Below are 17,882 nucleotides of genomic sequence, written 5' to 3' on the forward strand. Positions count from 1 at the left end.
TGGCCCCGGGCATCGGTCCGGACGTAGGGTCGAGCACATGCGAGCGCTCTTCATCGGCGGGACCGGAACCATCAGCGCGGCCTGTGTGCGGGCGGCGATCGACGCGGGGCACGACGTCAGCGTGCTCAATCGCGGCTCCGGGCGACGCCCGCTGCCACCGGAGGTGCACGAGATCGTCGCCGACATCCGCGACGAAGATGCCACCCGCGCGGCGCTCGACGGCGCTTCATTCGACGTCGTGGCGGACTTCCTGTCGTTCACCCCGGCGCACGTCGAGACGGCTCTGCGGCTCGTGGAGGGTCTCTGCGGCCAATACATCTTCATCAGCTCGGCGTCGGCGTACGACAAGCCGCCCAGGCATCTACCCGTGACCGAGTCCACGCCGCTGCGCAACCCGTTCTGGAAGTACTCGCGCGACAAGATCGCGTGCGAGGACGTTCTCGTCGGCGCCTACCGCGACCGCGGGCTGCCCGTCACCATCGTGCGCCCCTCGCACACCTACGACCACGCCCTTCTGCCGACGTCCGGCGGATGGACCGACATCGCCAGGATGCGCGAGGGAAAGCCGGTCGTCGTGCACGGCGACGGCACGAGCCTCTGGACCCTCACCCATAGCGATGACTTCGCCGTCGCTTTCACCGGCCTACTGGGGGCACCCGAGGCGATCGGTGAGGCATACACGATCACGGGCGATCACGCCCCGACGTGGAATCAGATCTACGGATGGCTCGGCGAGGCCGCCGGGGTGACGGAACCACGTCTGGTGCACGTCGCGTCGGAGACGATCGCGGCGTTCGTCCCCGATCTCGGCCCGGGACTCGTCGGCGACAAGGCGCACTCGATGGTGTTCGACAACGCGAAGATCCGCGCCCTCGTGCCCGAGTTCCGCACGACGGTGACGTTCGACGAGGGGGCGCGGCGCATCCTCGCCCACTACGACGCCAACCCGGAGCTGCAGGTCATCGATCCCGATCTCGATGCGGCGTTCGACCGCATGGTCGCGCACGCCGAGGCCGCGGGCTCGTAGCGCTGCTGGACAACACTCCGGCGAGACGAGCGTGACTCGCCCCTCGTCGGGCCACCCGACGGCTGTCGGTTCGATCGGTCCGGAGATCTGTCCGGCGGGCGGTGGCGACACGGCGAGAGCTGCTCCCACACGGACGTACATTCACAGCGAACGCATATCCGGCTCCATAGCAAGCACATAGATTCGGGTCGACAATGACCTCATGAGTTCCGCTGCTCCCGCCCTGCGCCGCCCCGACGGCACCGCTCTGCGTATTGCCGTCGTCGACGACGAGCAGATGCTCACCGATCTACTTTCGATGGCCCTCCGCATGGAGGGGTGGGCGGTCAAGACCGCGGCGAGCGGCTACGAGGCACTGCAACTTGTGCGCGACTTCGAGCCCGACGCTCTCGTGCTCGACATCATGATGCCCGACCTCGACGGGATGGCCGTGCTGCAGCGCCTGCGGCAGTCGGGCGACAATGTGCCCGTGCTCTTCCTGACCGCGAAGGACGCGGTTGCCGACCGCGTCGCGGGGCTTACGGCGGGCGGCGACGACTACGTCACCAAGCCCTTCAGCCTCGAAGAGGTCGTCGCACGGCTCCGCGGACTCATGCGCCGAGCGGGTTCGGCCTTCGCCGACGAGGCCGAGCCGATCCTGCGCGTGGCCGACCTGTCGCTCAACGAAGACAGCCACGAGGTCGAGCGGGCCGGCGCCCAGATCGAGCTGACCGCGACCGAGTTCGAGCTGCTGCGCTTTCTCATGCGCAACCCCCGCCGCGTGGTTTCGAAGGCGCAGATCCTCGACCGCGTCTGGAACTACGACTTCGGCGGACGCTCGAGCGTCGTCGAGCTGTACATCTCGTACCTGCGGAAGAAGATCGACGCGGGACATCCGCCTCTCATCCATACCGTCCGCGGTGTCGGGTACATGATCAAGGCGCCCCAGTGACGAGCCCCTCCCCGAGAAAGGCGGAGGGGACCGAGGGGGATGCCTCCACTTCGGCGTCTTCGGGACCTTCGCGGACCTCCGCGTCCTCTCCCGCAGCCAGGCGTCCGCGGGCGCCGTGGACCCTGCAGCGGCGTCTGATCTTGACCGTCGTCGGGATCGTGTCGATCATCCTCGTCCTGGTATCTATTGTCACGAGCGTTGTGCTCGGCCGGGTGCTCGAGGGCAACGTCGACGCCCGACTCAGAACCCTCGGCACGAGCGCTCTGTCGCTCCCTGCGGGATTTCCGGGTAGCGGTGCCACGGCGTATCAGATCCTCGAGGCGGGCAGACAAGAGCCCGGGTTCTTGCTCGTATTGGCCGACTCGAACGGGACGTCGACGGGCGCGGTGGTAGACGCCACGCCCGGCGTGAGCTACCTGAGCGAAGAACAGATCGAGCGGGTGCTCGTAACCGTGAGTATCTCCGGGCCCACGACCATCAACATCGGCGACGGCCTCGGCGACTACCGCGTGCTGGCGGTCGTCAACCGCGGCACGCGCGATATCGTCGGCGCTGTCGGGCTTCCCCTCGAAGAGGTTCAGGGCACGATCGCCAACCTCCTCACGGCGACCGCACTCCTCACCGCGGGCGGGCTGGTGCTTCTCGGCGTCGCAACCGCGTGGACCATCCGGCGCGGACTCAAGCCCCTCCGCGCCGTCGCAGAAACGGCATCCCGCGTTGCGAGACAGCCGCTCGATCAGGGCGAAGTCTCGATCTCGGAACGTGTGCCCGCGGCCCAGGCCGACGAACGCACCGAGATCGGCCGGGTGGGAGCGGCGCTGAACATGCTGCTCCATCACGTCGACGCGTCCCTCGACGCGCGGCAACGGAACGAAGAGCGGATGCGCCGATTCGTCGCCGACGCAAGCCACGAGTTGCGCACGCCCCTGGCATCGATCCGCGGTTACTCCGAACTGTCGCTGCGCGACCGCTCGCTGAGCGAAACCAGCGAGCAATCGCTGCAACGCATCCAGGCGCAGTCGCTGCGGATGACCGGGATCGTCGAGGATCTGCTGCTGCTCGCGCGCCTCGACGAGGGCCAGGAGCTCGTCTATGGCACCTCTGACCTGTCGCGGCTCGTCGTGGAGGCGGTCGGTGACGCACAGGTCGCGGCACCTGATCATGGGTGGAGCATCGACGTCGACGACGAGCCCGTGCAGATCGCGGGCGACACCGCACGCCTGCACCAGGTCGTGGCCAACCTGCTCGCGAACGCCCGCACCCACACCCCGGCCGGGACGCACGTGACCGCAAGCGTCACGCGCGAAGGATCCGATGCCGTCATCCGCGTGCACGACGACGGCCCGGGAATCGACCCGGCGCTGCAGGCCGAGCTGTTCCAGCGCTTCTCACGCGGCGACACCTCGCGCGCCCGCCAGACCGGCGGCTCCGGCCTCGGACTATCCATCGTGCGAGCGATCGTCGAGGCGCACGACGGCACGATCTCGATGCGGAGCGTCCCCGGTGACACCGAGTTCGAGGTGCGTCTGCCGGCGAAGCCGCGCGATCCCGAGGTCTGAGCTGCGGTCGATGGGCATGGCTGAAGAGGGTGAGAGAACTCTCATTCTCGGGTCTCGTTTTGTGCCGGGATTGCGCGGTTTTCGGGCTTCGGATGTCGGAGGTCGTCCATAGGCTATCGAACATGACTTCGAATCAGACCGTGGACGTGGGGGCGCTCGACGACGTCTCCCTCCTCGGTCTGGTCGAGGGAATCGTGGCACTGCGCAAGCAAGCCGCACAGGTGCACGCGGCCGAGGTTCGGTTGCTTGCGAAAGCGGGCGAGCTCGCGGCATCCCGTTCGGCGGTGTTGCGTTCCGATGCGCGGGAGCGTGAGATGCACCTCCGCTCGATCGCAGCAGAACTCGCGCTCGCGGTCCGCGCGTCCGACCGGACGGTTCAACGGCAGATCAACGACGCCGGGGTGCTCGCTGACGGGTTCACCCCGGTGCTCGAGGCGCTCGAAGAGGGGCGGATCTTCGTGGGCCACGCGCGCGTGATCGTCGACGCGGGTACCCCGATCCTGGACGCCGAGGCCCGCCTCGCTTTTGCCGTCGAGGCCGTGGCGCGAGCCGAGAATCTCTCGCCGTCTCGCTTGCGCCCTGCCGTTGAGGCTCTCGCCGAACGCCTCCAACCCCGCACCGTCACCGAACGACACCGAGATGCGCGCGCCGACCGTGCGGTCACCGTCACCGACCGGCCCGACGGGATGGGCGAACTCATCTACACCGGGCCCGCCACCCTCGTCCACGGCATCTACGACCGGTTGACGCAGCAGGCGCGCGCGGTCCGCACAGCGAGCGCCGCAGCCCAGCCGGGTGCGTCATTCGGGCCCGCCGCCGTGGCGGCGGATGGCACGGGTGCTGGTGCTGGTGCTGGTGCTGGTGCTGGTGCTGGTGCTGGTGCTGGTGCTGGTGCTGGTGCTGGTGCTGGTGCTGGTGCGGAAGATGATGGGGGTGACTCTGATTGCGGCCCGGAGTTGACCCCCGACCCGCGCACGATCGACCAACTCCGGGCCGACATCTTCGCCGACATGCTCCTCACCAGCGCACCGCAAGACGACCCCACCACCGACACCGCCACCGACCCGTCACTCGGCTTCGGCGGGCTCGGCGCCATCCGCGCGATCGTGCACGTCACCGTCCCCGCATTGGCACTTGCGGGTCTCAGCGACGAACCGGCCGAACTCGTCGGACGCGCCCCGATCGACATCGATACGGCCCGGTGCCTGGCCGGTCGCGCATCCGGGTGGGACCGGGTACTCAGCGACCCCATCACCGGCGGAATACTCGCCGTCGACCGCTACACCCCGGGCGCCGACCTCAAACGCTTCCTCCGAGCCCGCGACGAACACTGCCGATTCCCCGGATGCCGCCAACCCGTCCACCGCTGCGACATCGACCACGGCCACGACTGGGCACTCGGCGGAACGACATGTGTTCACAATCTTCACCACCTCTGCCGCCGCCACCACACCCTCAAACACGCCACCCCCTGGCAGGTCCGAAACCTCGGCGGCGGGGTCCTCGAATGGACCAGCCCCACCGGCCAGATCTACATCGACGACCCACCCTCCCGCGTCCACTTCATCCCCACCGGGCCCCCACCACCCTTCTAGAACCACCCCAACCGCGGCACGAGCACGCCCCGCGGCACGAGCACGCCCATGGCGTGAGCACGCGCCAACGCAGGGTCAGTACCCGGCGAATGCGTCCGTCGTGAGTGATCGAGCCTGAGCCAATGCGGGCGCCAACTCGGCGATCAGCTTCGGCGGGCCCGATACATACGCGTGACGAGACGAGAGGTCGGGCACGACCCTCGGTAGCCCCTCAGCATCGAGGCGGACACCCCGCGCCCACACCCAACTGGCCGCAAGATCACGTGGCTGGTCGCGGGTGAAGACGATGACCTCGATACCGGATGCCTCCAGCTCATCTCGGAACGCCAGCTCCGACGCTTCGGACGCGACGTAGATCAACACCGCATTCCGCTCGATCCCTCGGGCGCGGTCCTCACGCACCTGCGAGACGAAGGGCGTGATGCCGATGCCTGCCGCCACGAGCAGCACGGGCGCATTCGGGTTGCTCGGCATCAAGAAGTCGCCCCAGACACCCGTCGCCGAATATTCGGCACCCGGCGACGCGACCGCGAGCGCCTTCTTGAACGTGCTCTCCCCCGGCCCCGACCCCGCCCCCTGACCCGAAGCCACGCCCACGCCCACACCCGCACCCGGTTTGACCCGGTAAGCGACCCGCACAGTCGGCGCGTCACTCGGGGCCGACACGATACTGAACTCCCGGCGCGTGCCGCGGGCATCGGCTTTTGCGTGCGGCACATCGAGTTCCAGGTACTGACCGGCCACGAATCGCACCGGACGCCGCGCCTCGAACGTCAGCTGACGCACGGACGGCGTGATCATGCGCGCATCGGCCAAGCGCAGCCGCACAGCATGGTGGGCCACCCACACGAACGCGAGCAGGTTGCCGATGAGCAGCGCGCGCTCCTGGCCAAGCGTGAAGTATCCGACCGAAATCGGCCAGCCCGCGAGCACGCCGACCACGGCCGCGACCGTCATCTGCTGCCAACGCCGAGGCGGCAAACTCAGAGGCTCCGACAGCATGAACGCACCGAGGAAGAGGAAGGGCGACGACCACAGCGCGAACGGCAGTGTCTGCCCGGCGTCGAACTCGAAACCCGCGGCCTGCGACTGCACCGCGACGCGCAGCACGTACACCCCGACGGCGACCACGAAGAACGTCGCGACGATCCGCAACCGGTCGGTCCGCACCAGCACGAACAATCCCAGAACCAGCACGGGCGCGGCGAGCACGGGCGAACCGACCCACCACGCCGATGCACCGAGCCCGGACATCGTCAGCACGGCGGCGCCCACCGCAGCGGGATTGAGGATGTGCCGGCCCCGCCACGCGATCAGGTACTTCGACGCGGCTGCGACCACACCGGCGAGGGCGATCCCGAGCAGTTCCAGCGGGTCGAGACTCGGGCGCAGAATGAAGACTAGGATGCCAACGGTGATCTGCGCCGACTCGTGCCGGATCGGCAGCTTCAGCATCCGCTGCGCGAGCGCATTCGTTCCGACTGTGGCGACGAAGAGCACGGCGACCGTCACGACCAGCTCGAGCGGTGAGGGCACCACGAGCCCGAAGAACGACAGCACGAGCGCCACCAGGGTCAAGACGCCGAGCGCCATCAGCACAAGGCGATACATCGACAGGCGTCCGAGGTACCCGCGGATACGCGCCCAGCCCCCCACCACCATTGCGATCACGCGATTCTCCTCTGTCGATCGATCGTCGGCTCTGTCTATCGCGGGCAGGGGTGAATCCGCCCCGTACGCGAACTCACGCCACGCTAGAGGTCCGCGTGAACAGCTCCGCGGAGCATCCGTGCGACCATTCCACGCGCCCAGTGGTCAGCATCCGCACCCATTCCGCACCCCACCTGTGCGCGAGTTCGTCGCCGCCGTCGAAGAAGAGCGCGGTCGCCAGCGCGTCCGCGCGCATCCCAGTATCGGCGACGACCCACGTCGCGGCGACGACGCGGACCGGCACGCCGGTGCGCGCATCGAGCACGTGATGCAACCCGTCGCCCCAGGCACGACGGTTCGCCGCTGAGGCGCAGAGGGCTGCATCCGTCACCTCCCAGACGCCGATCGCACGTTTGGCATCGAACGGATGCTCCAGCCCGATGCGTTGCCTCACCCCGGTCACGAGCAGATCTCCGCTCGCGTCGATCACGGCCCGGCCGTCTGTCCAGGGTTCGAGCGTGCGCGCCACGACATCGACGAGACGCCCCTTACCGAGCGCGCCGACGTCGATCATCGCGGGCTCATCGAGCGCCAGGCGTTGGTCACGCCAGCGCACTCGCGTCGGCCAGTTCGTGGGTGCCGCGAGCGGCTCCCCCGGCCGAAGCGAATAGGAGGCGTCATACCCCAGGCGCTCGAGGGATGCGCCGACGAGAGGGTTCACGGCACCGGATGTCGCGAGCGATAGTTCTTCGAACGCGTCCAGCATCGCCGCACCATCCGGCGGCACGGGAACCGGCCCACCCCCGCGCGCGAGCAGCGAGACGAGCGAATCGGCACGAAACCGGGACCACGCGGAATCGAACGCCTCGATGACGCGATCCGCCGCAGCGCGGGCCTCGTCGGGCAACTCGGTGGCCGTGTCGATGCGCCAGCGCGTGCCGATCGCATCGAACTCCCACGTTGCCGCTAGCGGCACCGTGGGGCCCGGCGGCAGGACCACGGTCAGGCCGCCGCTTCGTCCTCGATCGCGTCGATCGCCTCGTTGAAGCCGCCGCTCGTGAGCGATGACCCGGCGACTCGATCGACCGAGATGTCGTCGATGTTCTCGCCCACGACCTCATCGTCGATGCCGCCGATGAACTCGGACTGGTACCGCTCGGATTCGGATGCCTGCGGATCGCCCGACACTTCGACCGCCGTGATGACGTCGTCCGCGAGGGTGATCGTGACCTCGATCGTCTCGACCGTTTCGGGGGTCTGGTACGAGCCCGTTGCCGTGTAGGTGCCGTCGACGTAAGCGGCACCCGAGGCGCCGGTCCCCGTTGAGGTGTCGGTCGACGACTCGGTGGACGACGAGGGCTCGGTGGTCGCGGCATCCGTCGTATCCGCTGCGGCAGTGCCGCAACCGGCGAGCGCCAATGTTCCGGCAAAACCGATCAGGGCAGCACCCACACGAATCGGTCGGGCACGAAGCGGGTGAGGGGCGAGGGCGTCGCGGATCATCAAGGGCTCCTTCGGCGATGGGCCGGCATTCTGTGCCGGTGATCCCGAGCGTAGAGCGCCGCTTCTCCGATCCTGTCGGAGCTTCCTATGAAGAATCTCTGAGGGCTGACCGCCGTGCGCTCAGGCCGCGCCGTCGAACATGCTCGTGACGGAGCCGTCCTCGAACACCTCGTGGATGGCGCGCGCCAGCATCGGCGCGATCGGCAGGATCGTCAGGCCCGGGAAGCGACGACTCTCGGACAGCGGGATGGTGTCGGTCACGACGACCTCGTCGATCGCGACGTCCTGCAGGCGCTCCGACGCGGGATCACTGAACACGGCGTGGGTCGCGGCCACGATGACACGCTCGGCGCCGGCGGCCTTCAGAGCCTGCGCGGCCTTCACGATCGTGCCACCGGTGTCGATCATGTCATCCACGAGTAGACAGACCCGCCCTGCGACTTCACCGACGATCTCGTGCACCGTGACTTTATTGGCGACCTTGGGGTCCCGGCGCTTGTGGATGATGGCCAGAGGCGCGCCCAGGCTGTCCGACCAGGTGTCGGCGACGCGGACGCGGCCCATGTCGGGCGAGACGACCGTGAGCTTGGCGCGGTCGGCCTGCGAGAGCGTCCGCTGGAAGTACTCGAGCAGCACGGGCTTGGCGAAGAGGTGATCGACGGGGCCGTCGAAGAACCCCTGGATCTGGGCCGCGTGCAGGTCGACCGACATGATGCGGTCGGCGCCGGCGGTGCGCAGCAGATCGGCGATCAAGCGGGCACTGATCGGCTCACGTCCCCGACCTTTCTTGTCCTGACGGGAGTAGGGGTAATACGGAGCGACGACCGTGATGCGCTTCGCGGAGGCACGCTTGAGGGCATCGAGCATGATGAGCAACTCCATGAGCCACTCGTTCACGGGGTGACCGAACGACTGGATCACGAAGACATCGCACCCGCGGATCGAGACCTCGAAGCGGGTGTAGATCTCGCCGCTCGCGAAGGTGCGGTGCTCGGTCGGCGCCAGCTGGATGCCCAGTGCTTCGGCTACCTCGTCGGCGAGGGCGGGAGCGGAGCGTCCCGAGACGACGACCAGCCGCTTCTTCGTCTTAGCGACGAGTCCGGGCGCGATGTCCAGATCTCGATCGAGGTCAACCGTCTTCTTCTTGCGAGCCATTGGGGGCCTTCTCTGCGGCCTGAGCCGCGGCAGTGCCAGGTCGGTTGCGTACGACCCAGCCCTCGACGTTGCGTTGCGAGGCCACGGTGAGAGCCAGCGCGCCCGGCGGAACATCCTTCCGCACGACCGTACCGGCACCGGTGTAGGCCCCATCACCGATCCTAACCGGCGCGACGAACACGTTGTGCGCCCCGGTGCGGACGTGGTCGCCCACCTCGGTACGGTGCTTCTCGACCCCGTCGTAGTTGGCGATGATCGTGCCAGCGCCGACGTTCGCGCCCACACCGACCTCGGCATCGCCCAGGTACGACAGGTGCGGAACCTTGCTGCCGTTCCCGATCCGCGCGTTCTTCGTCTCCACGAAGGTGCCGATCTTGCCCTGCGCGCCGAGATAGGTGCCGGGACGCAGGTACGCGAACGGACCGACCGTCGCCCGGGCGCCGATGACCGCGAGCGTCGCATCGGTGCGCGTGACTGTGGCGTCCTCGCCGACCTCGCAGTCGACGAGGCTCGTGTCGGGGCCGACGATCGCGCCCTCGGCGATACTCGTGGCGCGGAGGATGTGGGTGTTCGGCAGCACCGTCACGTCGGGTGCGAGGGACGCGGTCACGTCGATCCAGGTTGTCGCGGGATCCTGCACGGTGACGCCCTCGAGCTGCCAGCGGCGAACCGTACGGGCATTCAGCTCGGCCGCGGCTGCCGACAGCTGAACGCGGTCGTTGATGCCGAGCGCCGCCGTCGGGTCAGGTGCGAGAGTCGCACCGATCGCCATCCCGGCGGTGTGGAACAACGCGACGACATCCGTCAGGTATCGCTCGCCCTGCGCGTTGTCGTCGTCGAGGGCACCGATCTCGCGCCGCAGCGGCACGGACTGGAAGATGTAGACCCCGGCGTTGATTTCGGCGATCGCACGCTGCTCAGCCGAGGCATCCCGCTGCTCGACGATGCCGATGACGCCGCCGTCCGCGCCGCGGATGATGCGCCCATACCCCGTCGGGTCGTCGACGCGGGCGCTCAGAAGCGTGACGGCTGCCTCCGCCGCGCGGTGCCCGGCGACCAGCTCCGCGAGCGTCTCACCGTCGAGCAGCGGCACATCCGCGCTCAGGATCAGGATGTCTCCGCCGAACTCCGCCAGGTGCTCGAGCGCGACCTGCACGGCGCGACCGGTGCCCGGGATCTCGTCCTGATCGACAACGATCGCCTCGGGTGCGACATCCTGAACCGCGTCCGCGATCAGATCGCGTTCGTGCCGCACGACCACGAGCAGCCGGTCGGGGTCGAGAGTCCCCGCCGTGTCGAGCACGTGCTGCAGAAGGGACCTGCCGCCGATGCGGTGCAGAACCTTCGGCGTCCGCGATTTCATCCGCGTGCCCTGCCCTGCGGCGAGGACGACGATGGCCAGACTCTGATCGCTCATGCTCCGCCGCCAGGATTCGAACCTAGACCTAACAGCTCCAAAGGCTGTCGTGCTGCCGTTACACCACGGCGGACCGCCCGCCGATGCGGACCCTTTCAGTCTGCCAGAGCCCGGCGCGATCCCCCTCACACAACGACCCGCTCCCCTGGCAGAAAATGGGGTCTCAACGCACCTGAGGCCACAAGTAGTGCCAGGCGAGCACCCCCTCAACGCCTGCGACGCCGCACGCCCGATGCCATGATGGGGGGATGTCACGCGAGAGCGACGAAGTCGACCGGATCGTCGCGGCGTGGATGGCGCAGCGCCCCGACCTCGATTTCTCGCCCCTCGAGGTGCTGTCTCGCGTCGATCGGCTCTCACGCCACCTCGACCGCGCGCGGCGCGCGGCGTTCGGACGAAGCGAGCTCGTCGCCTGGGAGTGGGACGTGCTGTCGGCCCTGCGCCGCGCGGGTGAGCCGTTCCAGCTGAGCCCGAAGCAGCTGCTGCAGCAGACACTCGTCTCGAGCGGCACCATGACGAACCGCATCGACCGCCTGGTCGGGCGTCGACTCGTGCGCCGCGAAGCCGACCCGGGTGACGGGCGAAGCGTCCTCGTCACACTCACCGACGAGGGGCGCACGCGGGTCGACGCCGCGATCACCCGCCTGGTCGACGCCGAGTCGCACCTGCTCTCGGAACTCTCGCGCTCCGACCGCGAACGACTCGCCGGACTGCTGCGCAAGCTCAGCCTCGGGTTCGACGCCGAATGACCGCCCAACCGATCGGAGCGCCACGATGACCGAGGACCTCCCCTCCCCCGCCTCCGAGACGTCGCCGGCAGATGGGCATCGAGGATTCCGCGGATGGCTGCGGCACATCTTCGCGGGTCCCTCTGCGGTCTACGGTCTCATCCTGTATTCGGCTCTGATCGCGGGCGTGTCGGACGACTCCACCGACTCCGCCGAAGTGCTGCTCGTCTCGCTCTTCTCGCTCACCATTTTCTTCATCGCGCACGTATTCGCCCACACCCTGAGCGACCACGGCGAGCTGGGCTTTCGGAAGGCGTTCAGCGGCGGGATCGGGCACTCCGCGGGCATGCTCTACGCAGCGATCCCCTCAACGTTGGTGTTGATCCTGGGGGCGACGACGCGAATGGATGCCGAGGATGCCGTCGGCATCGCGCTCATCATCGCGAACATCGAGCTGGGCATCCTCGGATACTCCGCCTACGCGCAACGCGGTGCCGGACATTTCGTGCGCATCCTCGGAGCCGCCGGGACGGCTTTCCTCGGCTTCTTGATCACGGTGCTGAATTACGTCGTGCACTGAACGCCGCGCACTGAACACCTCGCCAGAGCGCGCCGACCCGTCGGCTACTCCAGTTGCTCCGACAGCTCCAGCCAGCGATGCTCGAGTTCGGTGTTCTCGTTCTCGAGCTTGCCGATCGCCGTCATCTTCTCGCCCAGCCCGGCGAAATCCGACTGGTCGTGGTCGGCGAGAGCCGTGCGCTTGGCGGTGATCTCGGCGTCGACCTTCGAGATGCGACGCTCGATCGCCGCGAGCTCCTTCTGGGCGGTGCGGAGCTCTCCCCCGCTGAGACCCGAACTGGCCTTCGTCGAGACGGGGCCGACGGATGACCGTGCGGCACTTCTCTGCTGCTGGGCGTGACGCAGTCGCAGGTACTCCTCGATACCGCCCGGCAGGTGACGCAGGCGATGATCGAGAATCGCGTACTGCTGGTCGGTCACGCGCTCGAGGAAGTACCGGTCGTGGCTGACCACGATGAGGGTGCCGGCCCACGAGTCGAGCAGGTCTTCGATCGCGGCGAGCATGTCGGTGTCGAGGTCGTTCGTCGGTTCGTCGAGAATCAGCACGTTCGGCTGGTCGAGCAAGATCAGCAGCAGCTGCAGGCGGCGCTTCTGACCGCCCGAGAGATCCTTCACCGGAGTCGAGAGCTGCTCGGATGCGAAGCCCATCCGTTCGAGCAGCTGACCCGGGGTGAGGTCTTGCGCCTTCGAGCCGGTGCCGATCGTGTAGCTCGTGCGAAGACCCGAGATGACGACGCGGACGGGATCGGCCAAGTGCGGCTCGAGCGAGTCCATCTGCTGCGTCAGGGTCGCAACCTTGACGGTCGTGCCACGTTTGACTCGACCTGTTGTGGGCCGGACGGTGTCGGCGATCAGCCCGAGCAACGTCGACTTGCCCGCACCGTTCACGCCGAGGATGCCGGTGCGCTCCCCCGGTGCGATGCGCCACTCGATGTCGTTCAACACCGGCACACCGTCGTACGCGACCGACACGTCGAGCAGGTCGACGACGTCCTTGCCCAGCCGCGTCACCGCGAGCGATTGTAGCGAGACCCGGTCGCGAATCTCGGGCACATCGGCGATCAGCTCGTTGGCCGCGTCGATGCGGAACTTCGGCTTCGTGCTGCGGGCGGGCGCGCCGCGGCGCAACCAAGCGAGCTCTTTGCGGGCCAGATTCTGCCGACGAGCCTCGATCGTCGCCGCCTGGCGATCTCGCTCGACCCGCTGCAGGATGTACGCCGCGTAGCCACCCTCGAACGGGTCGACGATGCGATCGTGCACCTCCCAGGTGGTGTTGCAGACCTCATCGAGGAACCACCGGTCGTGCGTGACGACCAGCATCCCGCCGGAGTTCTGCGACCAGCGTCGCTTCAGATGTTCGGCGAGCCACGCGATGGCCTCGACATCGAGGTGGTTGGTGGGCTCATCCAGGGCCAGGACGTCCCAGTCGCCCTTGAGCAGGCGCGCGAGCGCGACCCGGCGGCGCTGACCACCCGAGAGCGAGCCCAGCTTCGCTTCCCAGGGGAGGTCGCCGAGCAGACCCTGCAGGACGTCACGAATCAGGGGGTTGCCCGCCCACTCGTGTTCGGGGATGTCACCGATCACGGCGCCACCGATGGTGTCGTCGTCATCGAGGGTGTCGCCCTGGTCGAGCACGCCGATGCGCACCCCGTTGCGCACGGTCACGCGACCACCGTGGGGTTCGAGGCGGCCCGCGAGCATGGCGAGCAGGCTCGACTTGCCGTCGCCGTTCCGGCCGACGATGCCGATGCGGTCGCCCTCGTTCACGCCGAGTGAGATCGAGTCGAACACTACTTTGGTGGGGAATTCGAGGTGCAGGGCCTCGGCCCCGAGAAGATGAGCCATCGCTTCTAGGCTATGCGACCCGGTGCGTGTGGATCACACGGTCCGCACAGGGCGGTCGGCGGCACCCGCTCGCGGCTCCGGGCACGCGCAGTGTCCGTTCCGGAGGGTATGGTCGCTCCGGAGGGCGAATCGTGCCCTATGCGTCCTCCCGAGCGAACGCGTCCTCCCGAGCGAACGCGACTCCCGCAGCACGAAGCGCCCGGGGCGGCGGCGCCGGGCGCTTCGTGCGCGGAAGATTCCGCGAGAACCTCAGACCAGGCCGTTCTCTTCCAAGAAGGCGGCCGCGATGTCGTCGGGCGACATCTGGTCTTCCGTGCTCTGCACGTTGAGGGCGACGAGCGCCTCGGCGGTCAGCGCCGCGCTGACGGCGTTGATGACGTCGGCGATCTCGTCGGCGACATCCGCGTTCACAACCGGCACGACGTTCGACGCCAGGAACAGGCCCTCGGGATCTTCGAGCACGACGAGATCCTGGGTCTGGATGCGCGGGTCGGCCGTGAAGACGTTGGCGACGTTGACCGTGCCGGCGACGAGGTTCTCGACGGTCGTGTCACCCGTGGGCGAGAAGGTCACGTCGACGCCGTAGACGTCGGCGAGTCCGGTCGGCCCGTAGGGGCGCTCGGCGAGCTCGGGCGGGCCACCGAGGGTCAGCGGCACCGTGACATTCGCCAGATCGGCGATCGTCGTCAGATCCCACTCCTCGGCGAACGCGGCGGTCACCGTGTAGGAGTCCTGGTCGCTCGCGCCCGATTGATCGAGCACGGTCAGGTTTTCGGGCATCGCGTCCTGCAGGGCGGCGTAGACGTCCTCGGGTGTGCGGGCTTCGGTGTCTTCGTCGAAGTACTGCAGCAGGTTTCCGCTGTACTCGGGGAAGAGCGTGATCGCGCCCGACTCGATCTCGGGCATATAGACGTCGCGCTGCCCGATGTTGAACTCACGCTCGACCTCGAAGCCGGCGCCCTCGAGCGCCTGAGCGTAAATCTCGGCGATGATCTCGTTCGAGTAGTAGGCCTGCGATCCGATGACGATCGTGTCGCTCGCGGGCGCGCGGCCCGCGGATTCTTCGGCGAGCGGGTCGCTCGATGAGCAGCCTGCGAGCGCGAGCGCCGCGGTGGTGGCGATGGCCGCGCCGATGGCGAGCCTCTTGTGTGCTGTGAACATGGTGCTGTTCTTCTCTCTGTGAATGGAGCTAGGTGAATGGAGCTAGGTGAGTGGAGCTGTGTGGACAGAACGGGGAGCCTGCGCGCGCAGTCGGTAGCGCTCAGGCGGGCGAGCCCTGAACGGATGCGGTGACGCGCGTACCGGTCCGGCGCCGCGAGGTTCGGGCACCCGCACCGCTCACGCGCCCCGCGCCAACGCCCCGTGGCACGACGAGGCGCTCGGCGATCGCGAACAGGGCGTCGAGGATAAGGGCGAGCACGGCGACGAGAATCGCCCCGGCCAGCACCTGGTTGAAGCGGTTCAGGTTGATGCCCTGGATGATGTACTGCCCCAGGCCCCCGAGCCCCACGTACGCCGCAATCGTGACGGTCGCGACGATCTGCAGAGTTGCGGCACGCAGACCCGAAACGAGCAGCGGCAACCCGAGCGGCACCTCGATGCGCCAGAGAATCTGCCACTCGGTCATCCCTACGGCTCGCCCCGCATCGATCACTCGCCGGTCGATGGCCTCGAATCCCGCGTACGCCCCGGCGAGGATCGACGGAATACCCAGAAGCACGAACGTGATAACCGCAGCGGCCTGCGTCTGCAACACGCCCATGACGAGCACAAGCAAGATGAGCAGGCCGAACGAGGGGATGGCACGCGCAGCACCCGACAGCGACACGGCGATCTCGCGGCCCTTGCCCGTGTGGCCGATGGCCCAGCCGACGGGGACGGCGATTGCCGCGGCGATCAGAACGGACACGAAGGTGAAGCCGAGGTGTTGCGCCAGGGCCACGGGGATGCCGGTCGGCCCCGACCACCGTTCGGGTGCGAGCATCCACGCGATGGCATCCGCAAGAACGTTCACGCGGTCACCTCACTCGCGGCAATGGCGCGGCGAGCACGTCGAACCGAGCGCCGCGAGCCTGTGCGCTCCCAGGGCATCAATGCGCGGCCAGCGAGCACGAGCAGGTAGTCGATGACGAGCGCAATGACCACGACAGCGACGACCCCCGCGAGCACTTCGGGGATGATGCGACGCTGCAGCCCGTTCGTGAACAGGTAGCCGAGATTCTCGACGCCAACGAGGATCCCCACCGTGGCCAGCGAGATGGTGCTGACCGCCGTCACACGGAGCCCCGCGAGAATCACGGGACCCGCGAGCGGGAATTCGACGGCCCAGAAGCGGCGGAACGATCCGTACCCGACGGCGGTGGACGCTTGCCGGATGCCGGGATCGACCGACTGCAGGCCGTCCGACACCGCGCGCACCATGATCGCGACCGCGTAGATCGTGAGGGCGATGATGAGGTTCGTCTGGCTGATCACGCGGTACCCGAAAATCGCGGGCAGAAGCATGAGGAGCGCGAGCGAGGGGATCGTGTAGAGCAGGCCGGTGATCGTGATGAGTCCGCTCCGGAGCAGTCGGTACCGGAACGCCACCCATCCGAGCGGCACCGAAACGACGAATCCGATCAGGATCGCTATGACGCTTTGGCGCAGATGCTCGAGCGTCAGTCCGCCGATCACGTCGAGGTTGTCGAGAACCCAGGTCACGTGATCGACCGTCCTACCAGCGCGCCCTGCGTGCGGCCTTCGGCGTCGATCACCACCGTGCCGTGCGCCGTCTCTTTGAGACTCAGCGCGCGCTTGCCCTTGTCGGCGCCGATGAAGCTCGCCACGAAATCGTTCGCGGGGTTTTCGATGATCTCGTCGGGGCTGCCGACCTGCGCAACGGCCGCACCCTTTTCGAGGATGACAACCTGGTCGCCGAGCAAGAACGCCTCATCCACATCGTGGGTGACGAAGATGATCGTCTTGCCGAGCCCCTCCTGCAGGCGGATCAGCTCGTTCTGCAGCTCAGCACGAACGATGGGGTCGACGGCGCCGAAGGGCTCGTCCATCAGCAGAATGTTGGGGTCGGCCGCGAGGCCGCGCGCAACGCCGACGCGCTGCTGCTGCCCACCCGAAAGCTGGGCGGGGTAACGATCGGCGAACGCCGGATCGAGCCCGACCGTGTTCATGAGTTCGAGCGCACGCTCGCGCGCCGCACGACGCGGAGTGCCCTGCAGCACGGGCACCGTGGCGATGTTGTCGGCGACCGTGATGTGCGGCAGCAATCCGGAGTTCTGCATGACGTAGCCGATGCTGCGCCGCAACTGAACAGCGTTCCGACTCAGGATGTCTTCGCCGTCGATCTCGATCGACCCGGCGGTGGGGTCGACCATGCGGTTGACCATGCGCAGCAGGGTGGTCTTGCCGCATCCGGACGACCCAACGAGCACGGTCGTCTTGTGCGCGGGCACGACCAACGAAAAGTCATCGACGGCCGCGGTGCCGTCCGGATACTCCTTGGAGACCGAGCGAAACTCGATCATCTTCGGGGCTCAGCCGTCACGGGACGACCGAGACATCCTTGCCGAAGGCGACATGTCCCGCGAAGTCGCGGCCAACGCGCTCGACGGCCCCGTCGTAGGGCTCGGGATAGCTCCACCCCACGTCGGCGATCTGCACGTCGTCGGACTGGAGCGACCAGTACTGGCACACGCCCTTCCACGGGCAGGTATACGGCGTGGGGCTCTCGACGAGCAGCCCCTCGGTGAGGCTCGACTGCGGGAAATACCAGTTGCCTTCGATCCGAACCAGGTCTTCTTCGGGTGCTTCTGCGACCACCAGGTCACCTACGAGCGCGCGCATAATTCCTCCTGCCAGAGCGGACGGTCCGAGCCTAGCGGCCCCCGCCGACA

The 17,882-nt window shown here is 67.8% G+C and carries 17 protein-coding genes and 1 tRNA gene; 6 read left to right on the top strand and 12 right to left on the bottom strand.

The genetic code is table 11. The features are described 5' to 3' along the window. Positions 1 to 37: 37 nt before the first annotated feature. From ACXZ1E_RS04340 to ACXZ1E_RS04355, 4 genes are all read left to right on the top strand, one after another. A complete protein-coding gene (locus tag ACXZ1E_RS04340; RefSeq protein ID WP_458042197.1) occupies positions 38 to 1,027 on the top strand; it encodes an SDR family oxidoreductase in 990 nt (329 codons plus the stop codon). A 202-nt stretch (positions 1,028 to 1,229) separates the two neighbouring features. Beyond that, entirely contained in the window at positions 1,230 to 1,958 is a 729-nt protein-coding gene (locus ACXZ1E_RS04345) for a response regulator transcription factor (RefSeq protein WP_458042198.1), read from the top strand. 140 nt (positions 1,959 to 2,098) lie between these two features. After that, the gene (locus ACXZ1E_RS04350) at positions 2,099 to 3,517 is read left to right on the top strand and encodes a sensor histidine kinase (protein WP_458352047.1); all 1,419 of its coding nucleotides are present in this window, start codon (positions 2,099 to 2,101) and stop codon (positions 3,515 to 3,517) included. A gap of 122 nt (positions 3,518 to 3,639) precedes the next feature. Continuing rightward, a complete protein-coding gene (locus ACXZ1E_RS04355) occupies positions 3,640 to 5,112 on the top strand; it encodes a DUF222 domain-containing protein (RefSeq protein WP_458042199.1) in 1,473 nt (490 codons plus the stop codon). Positions 5,113 to 5,187: 75 nt separating this feature from the next. Here the strand turns inward: ACXZ1E_RS04355 and ACXZ1E_RS04360 are convergent, their stop codons facing one another. The 6 genes from ACXZ1E_RS04360 to ACXZ1E_RS04385 form a co-directional block, all read right to left on the bottom strand. Further along, positions 5,188 to 6,783 (bottom strand): FAD-dependent oxidoreductase, encoded by a 1,596-nt coding sequence (locus ACXZ1E_RS04360; RefSeq protein ID WP_458352048.1) that lies wholly within the window; start codon positions 6,781 to 6,783, stop codon positions 5,188 to 5,190. A gap of 73 nt (positions 6,784 to 6,856) precedes the next feature. Then, complete coding sequence (locus ACXZ1E_RS04365) at positions 6,857 to 7,762, bottom strand: FAD:protein FMN transferase (RefSeq protein ID WP_458352049.1); 906 nt, start codon at positions 7,760 to 7,762, stop codon at positions 6,857 to 6,859. A 2-nt stretch (positions 7,763 to 7,764) separates the two neighbouring features. Then, positions 7,765 to 8,265 (bottom strand): FMN-binding protein, encoded by a 501-nt coding sequence (locus ACXZ1E_RS04370; RefSeq protein ID WP_458042200.1) that lies wholly within the window; start codon positions 8,263 to 8,265, stop codon positions 7,765 to 7,767. 120 nt (positions 8,266 to 8,385) lie between these two features. Beyond that, positions 8,386 to 9,420: a ribose-phosphate diphosphokinase gene (locus ACXZ1E_RS04375; protein ID WP_458042201.1), complete on the bottom strand. Its 1,035-nt coding sequence runs from the start codon at positions 9,418 to 9,420 to the stop codon at positions 8,386 to 8,388. Then, positions 9,395 to 10,837: a bifunctional UDP-N-acetylglucosamine diphosphorylase/glucosamine-1-phosphate N-acetyltransferase GlmU gene (gene glmU, locus ACXZ1E_RS04380; protein ID WP_458042202.1), complete on the bottom strand. Its 1,443-nt coding sequence runs from the start codon at positions 10,835 to 10,837 to the stop codon at positions 9,395 to 9,397. Before glmU ends, ACXZ1E_RS04375 begins: the two co-directional genes overlap by 26 nt. A 1-nt stretch (position 10,838) precedes the next feature. After that, positions 10,839 to 10,910, bottom strand: a tRNA-Gln gene (locus tag ACXZ1E_RS04385). Between the two features lie 175 nt (positions 10,911 to 11,085). On the opposite strand from ACXZ1E_RS04385, the gene ACXZ1E_RS04390 reads away from it, so the two are divergent. Beyond that, positions 11,086 to 11,586, top strand: coding sequence for a MarR family winged helix-turn-helix transcriptional regulator (locus ACXZ1E_RS04390; protein ID WP_458042203.1), 501 nt, complete (start codon positions 11,086 to 11,088; stop codon positions 11,584 to 11,586). A 25-nt stretch (positions 11,587 to 11,611) separates the two neighbouring features. Next, positions 11,612 to 12,145, top strand: coding sequence for a hypothetical protein (locus ACXZ1E_RS04395; RefSeq protein ID WP_458042204.1), 534 nt, complete (start codon positions 11,612 to 11,614; stop codon positions 12,143 to 12,145). A 44-nt stretch (positions 12,146 to 12,189) separates the two neighbouring features. Here the strand turns inward: ACXZ1E_RS04395 and ACXZ1E_RS04400 are convergent, their stop codons facing one another. The 6 genes from ACXZ1E_RS04400 to ACXZ1E_RS04425 all read right to left on the bottom strand — a co-directional run bounded on the left by ACXZ1E_RS04400 (position 12,190) and on the right by ACXZ1E_RS04425 (position 17,832). Next, complete coding sequence (locus tag ACXZ1E_RS04400; RefSeq protein WP_458042205.1) at positions 12,190 to 13,989, bottom strand: ABC-F family ATP-binding cassette domain-containing protein; 1,800 nt, start codon at positions 13,987 to 13,989, stop codon at positions 12,190 to 12,192. A gap of 249 nt (positions 13,990 to 14,238) precedes the next feature. Continuing rightward, the gene (locus tag ACXZ1E_RS04405) at positions 14,239 to 15,150 is read right to left on the bottom strand and encodes an ABC transporter substrate-binding protein (RefSeq protein WP_458042206.1); all 912 of its coding nucleotides are present in this window, start codon (positions 15,148 to 15,150) and stop codon (positions 14,239 to 14,241) included. A gap of 100 nt (positions 15,151 to 15,250) precedes the next feature. Continuing rightward, entirely contained in the window at positions 15,251 to 16,003 is a 753-nt protein-coding gene (locus ACXZ1E_RS04410; RefSeq protein ID WP_458042207.1) for an ABC transporter permease, read from the bottom strand. Then, the gene (locus tag ACXZ1E_RS04415) at positions 16,000 to 16,692 is read right to left on the bottom strand and encodes an ABC transporter permease (RefSeq protein WP_458042208.1); all 693 of its coding nucleotides are present in this window, start codon (positions 16,690 to 16,692) and stop codon (positions 16,000 to 16,002) included. The genes ACXZ1E_RS04410 and ACXZ1E_RS04415 overlap by 4 nt, the downstream gene beginning before the upstream one ends. Then, complete coding sequence (locus ACXZ1E_RS04420) at positions 16,689 to 17,513, bottom strand: ABC transporter ATP-binding protein (protein ID WP_458042209.1); 825 nt, start codon at positions 17,511 to 17,513, stop codon at positions 16,689 to 16,691. Before ACXZ1E_RS04420 ends, ACXZ1E_RS04415 begins: the two co-directional genes overlap by 4 nt. A gap of 16 nt (positions 17,514 to 17,529) precedes the next feature. Then, complete coding sequence (locus tag ACXZ1E_RS04425; protein ID WP_458042210.1) at positions 17,530 to 17,832, bottom strand: DUF427 domain-containing protein; 303 nt, start codon at positions 17,830 to 17,832, stop codon at positions 17,530 to 17,532. Positions 17,833 to 17,882: the final 50 nt, after the last annotated feature.

The sequence above is a fragment of the Pacificispira sp. HM-600 genome (assembly GCF_977993705.1).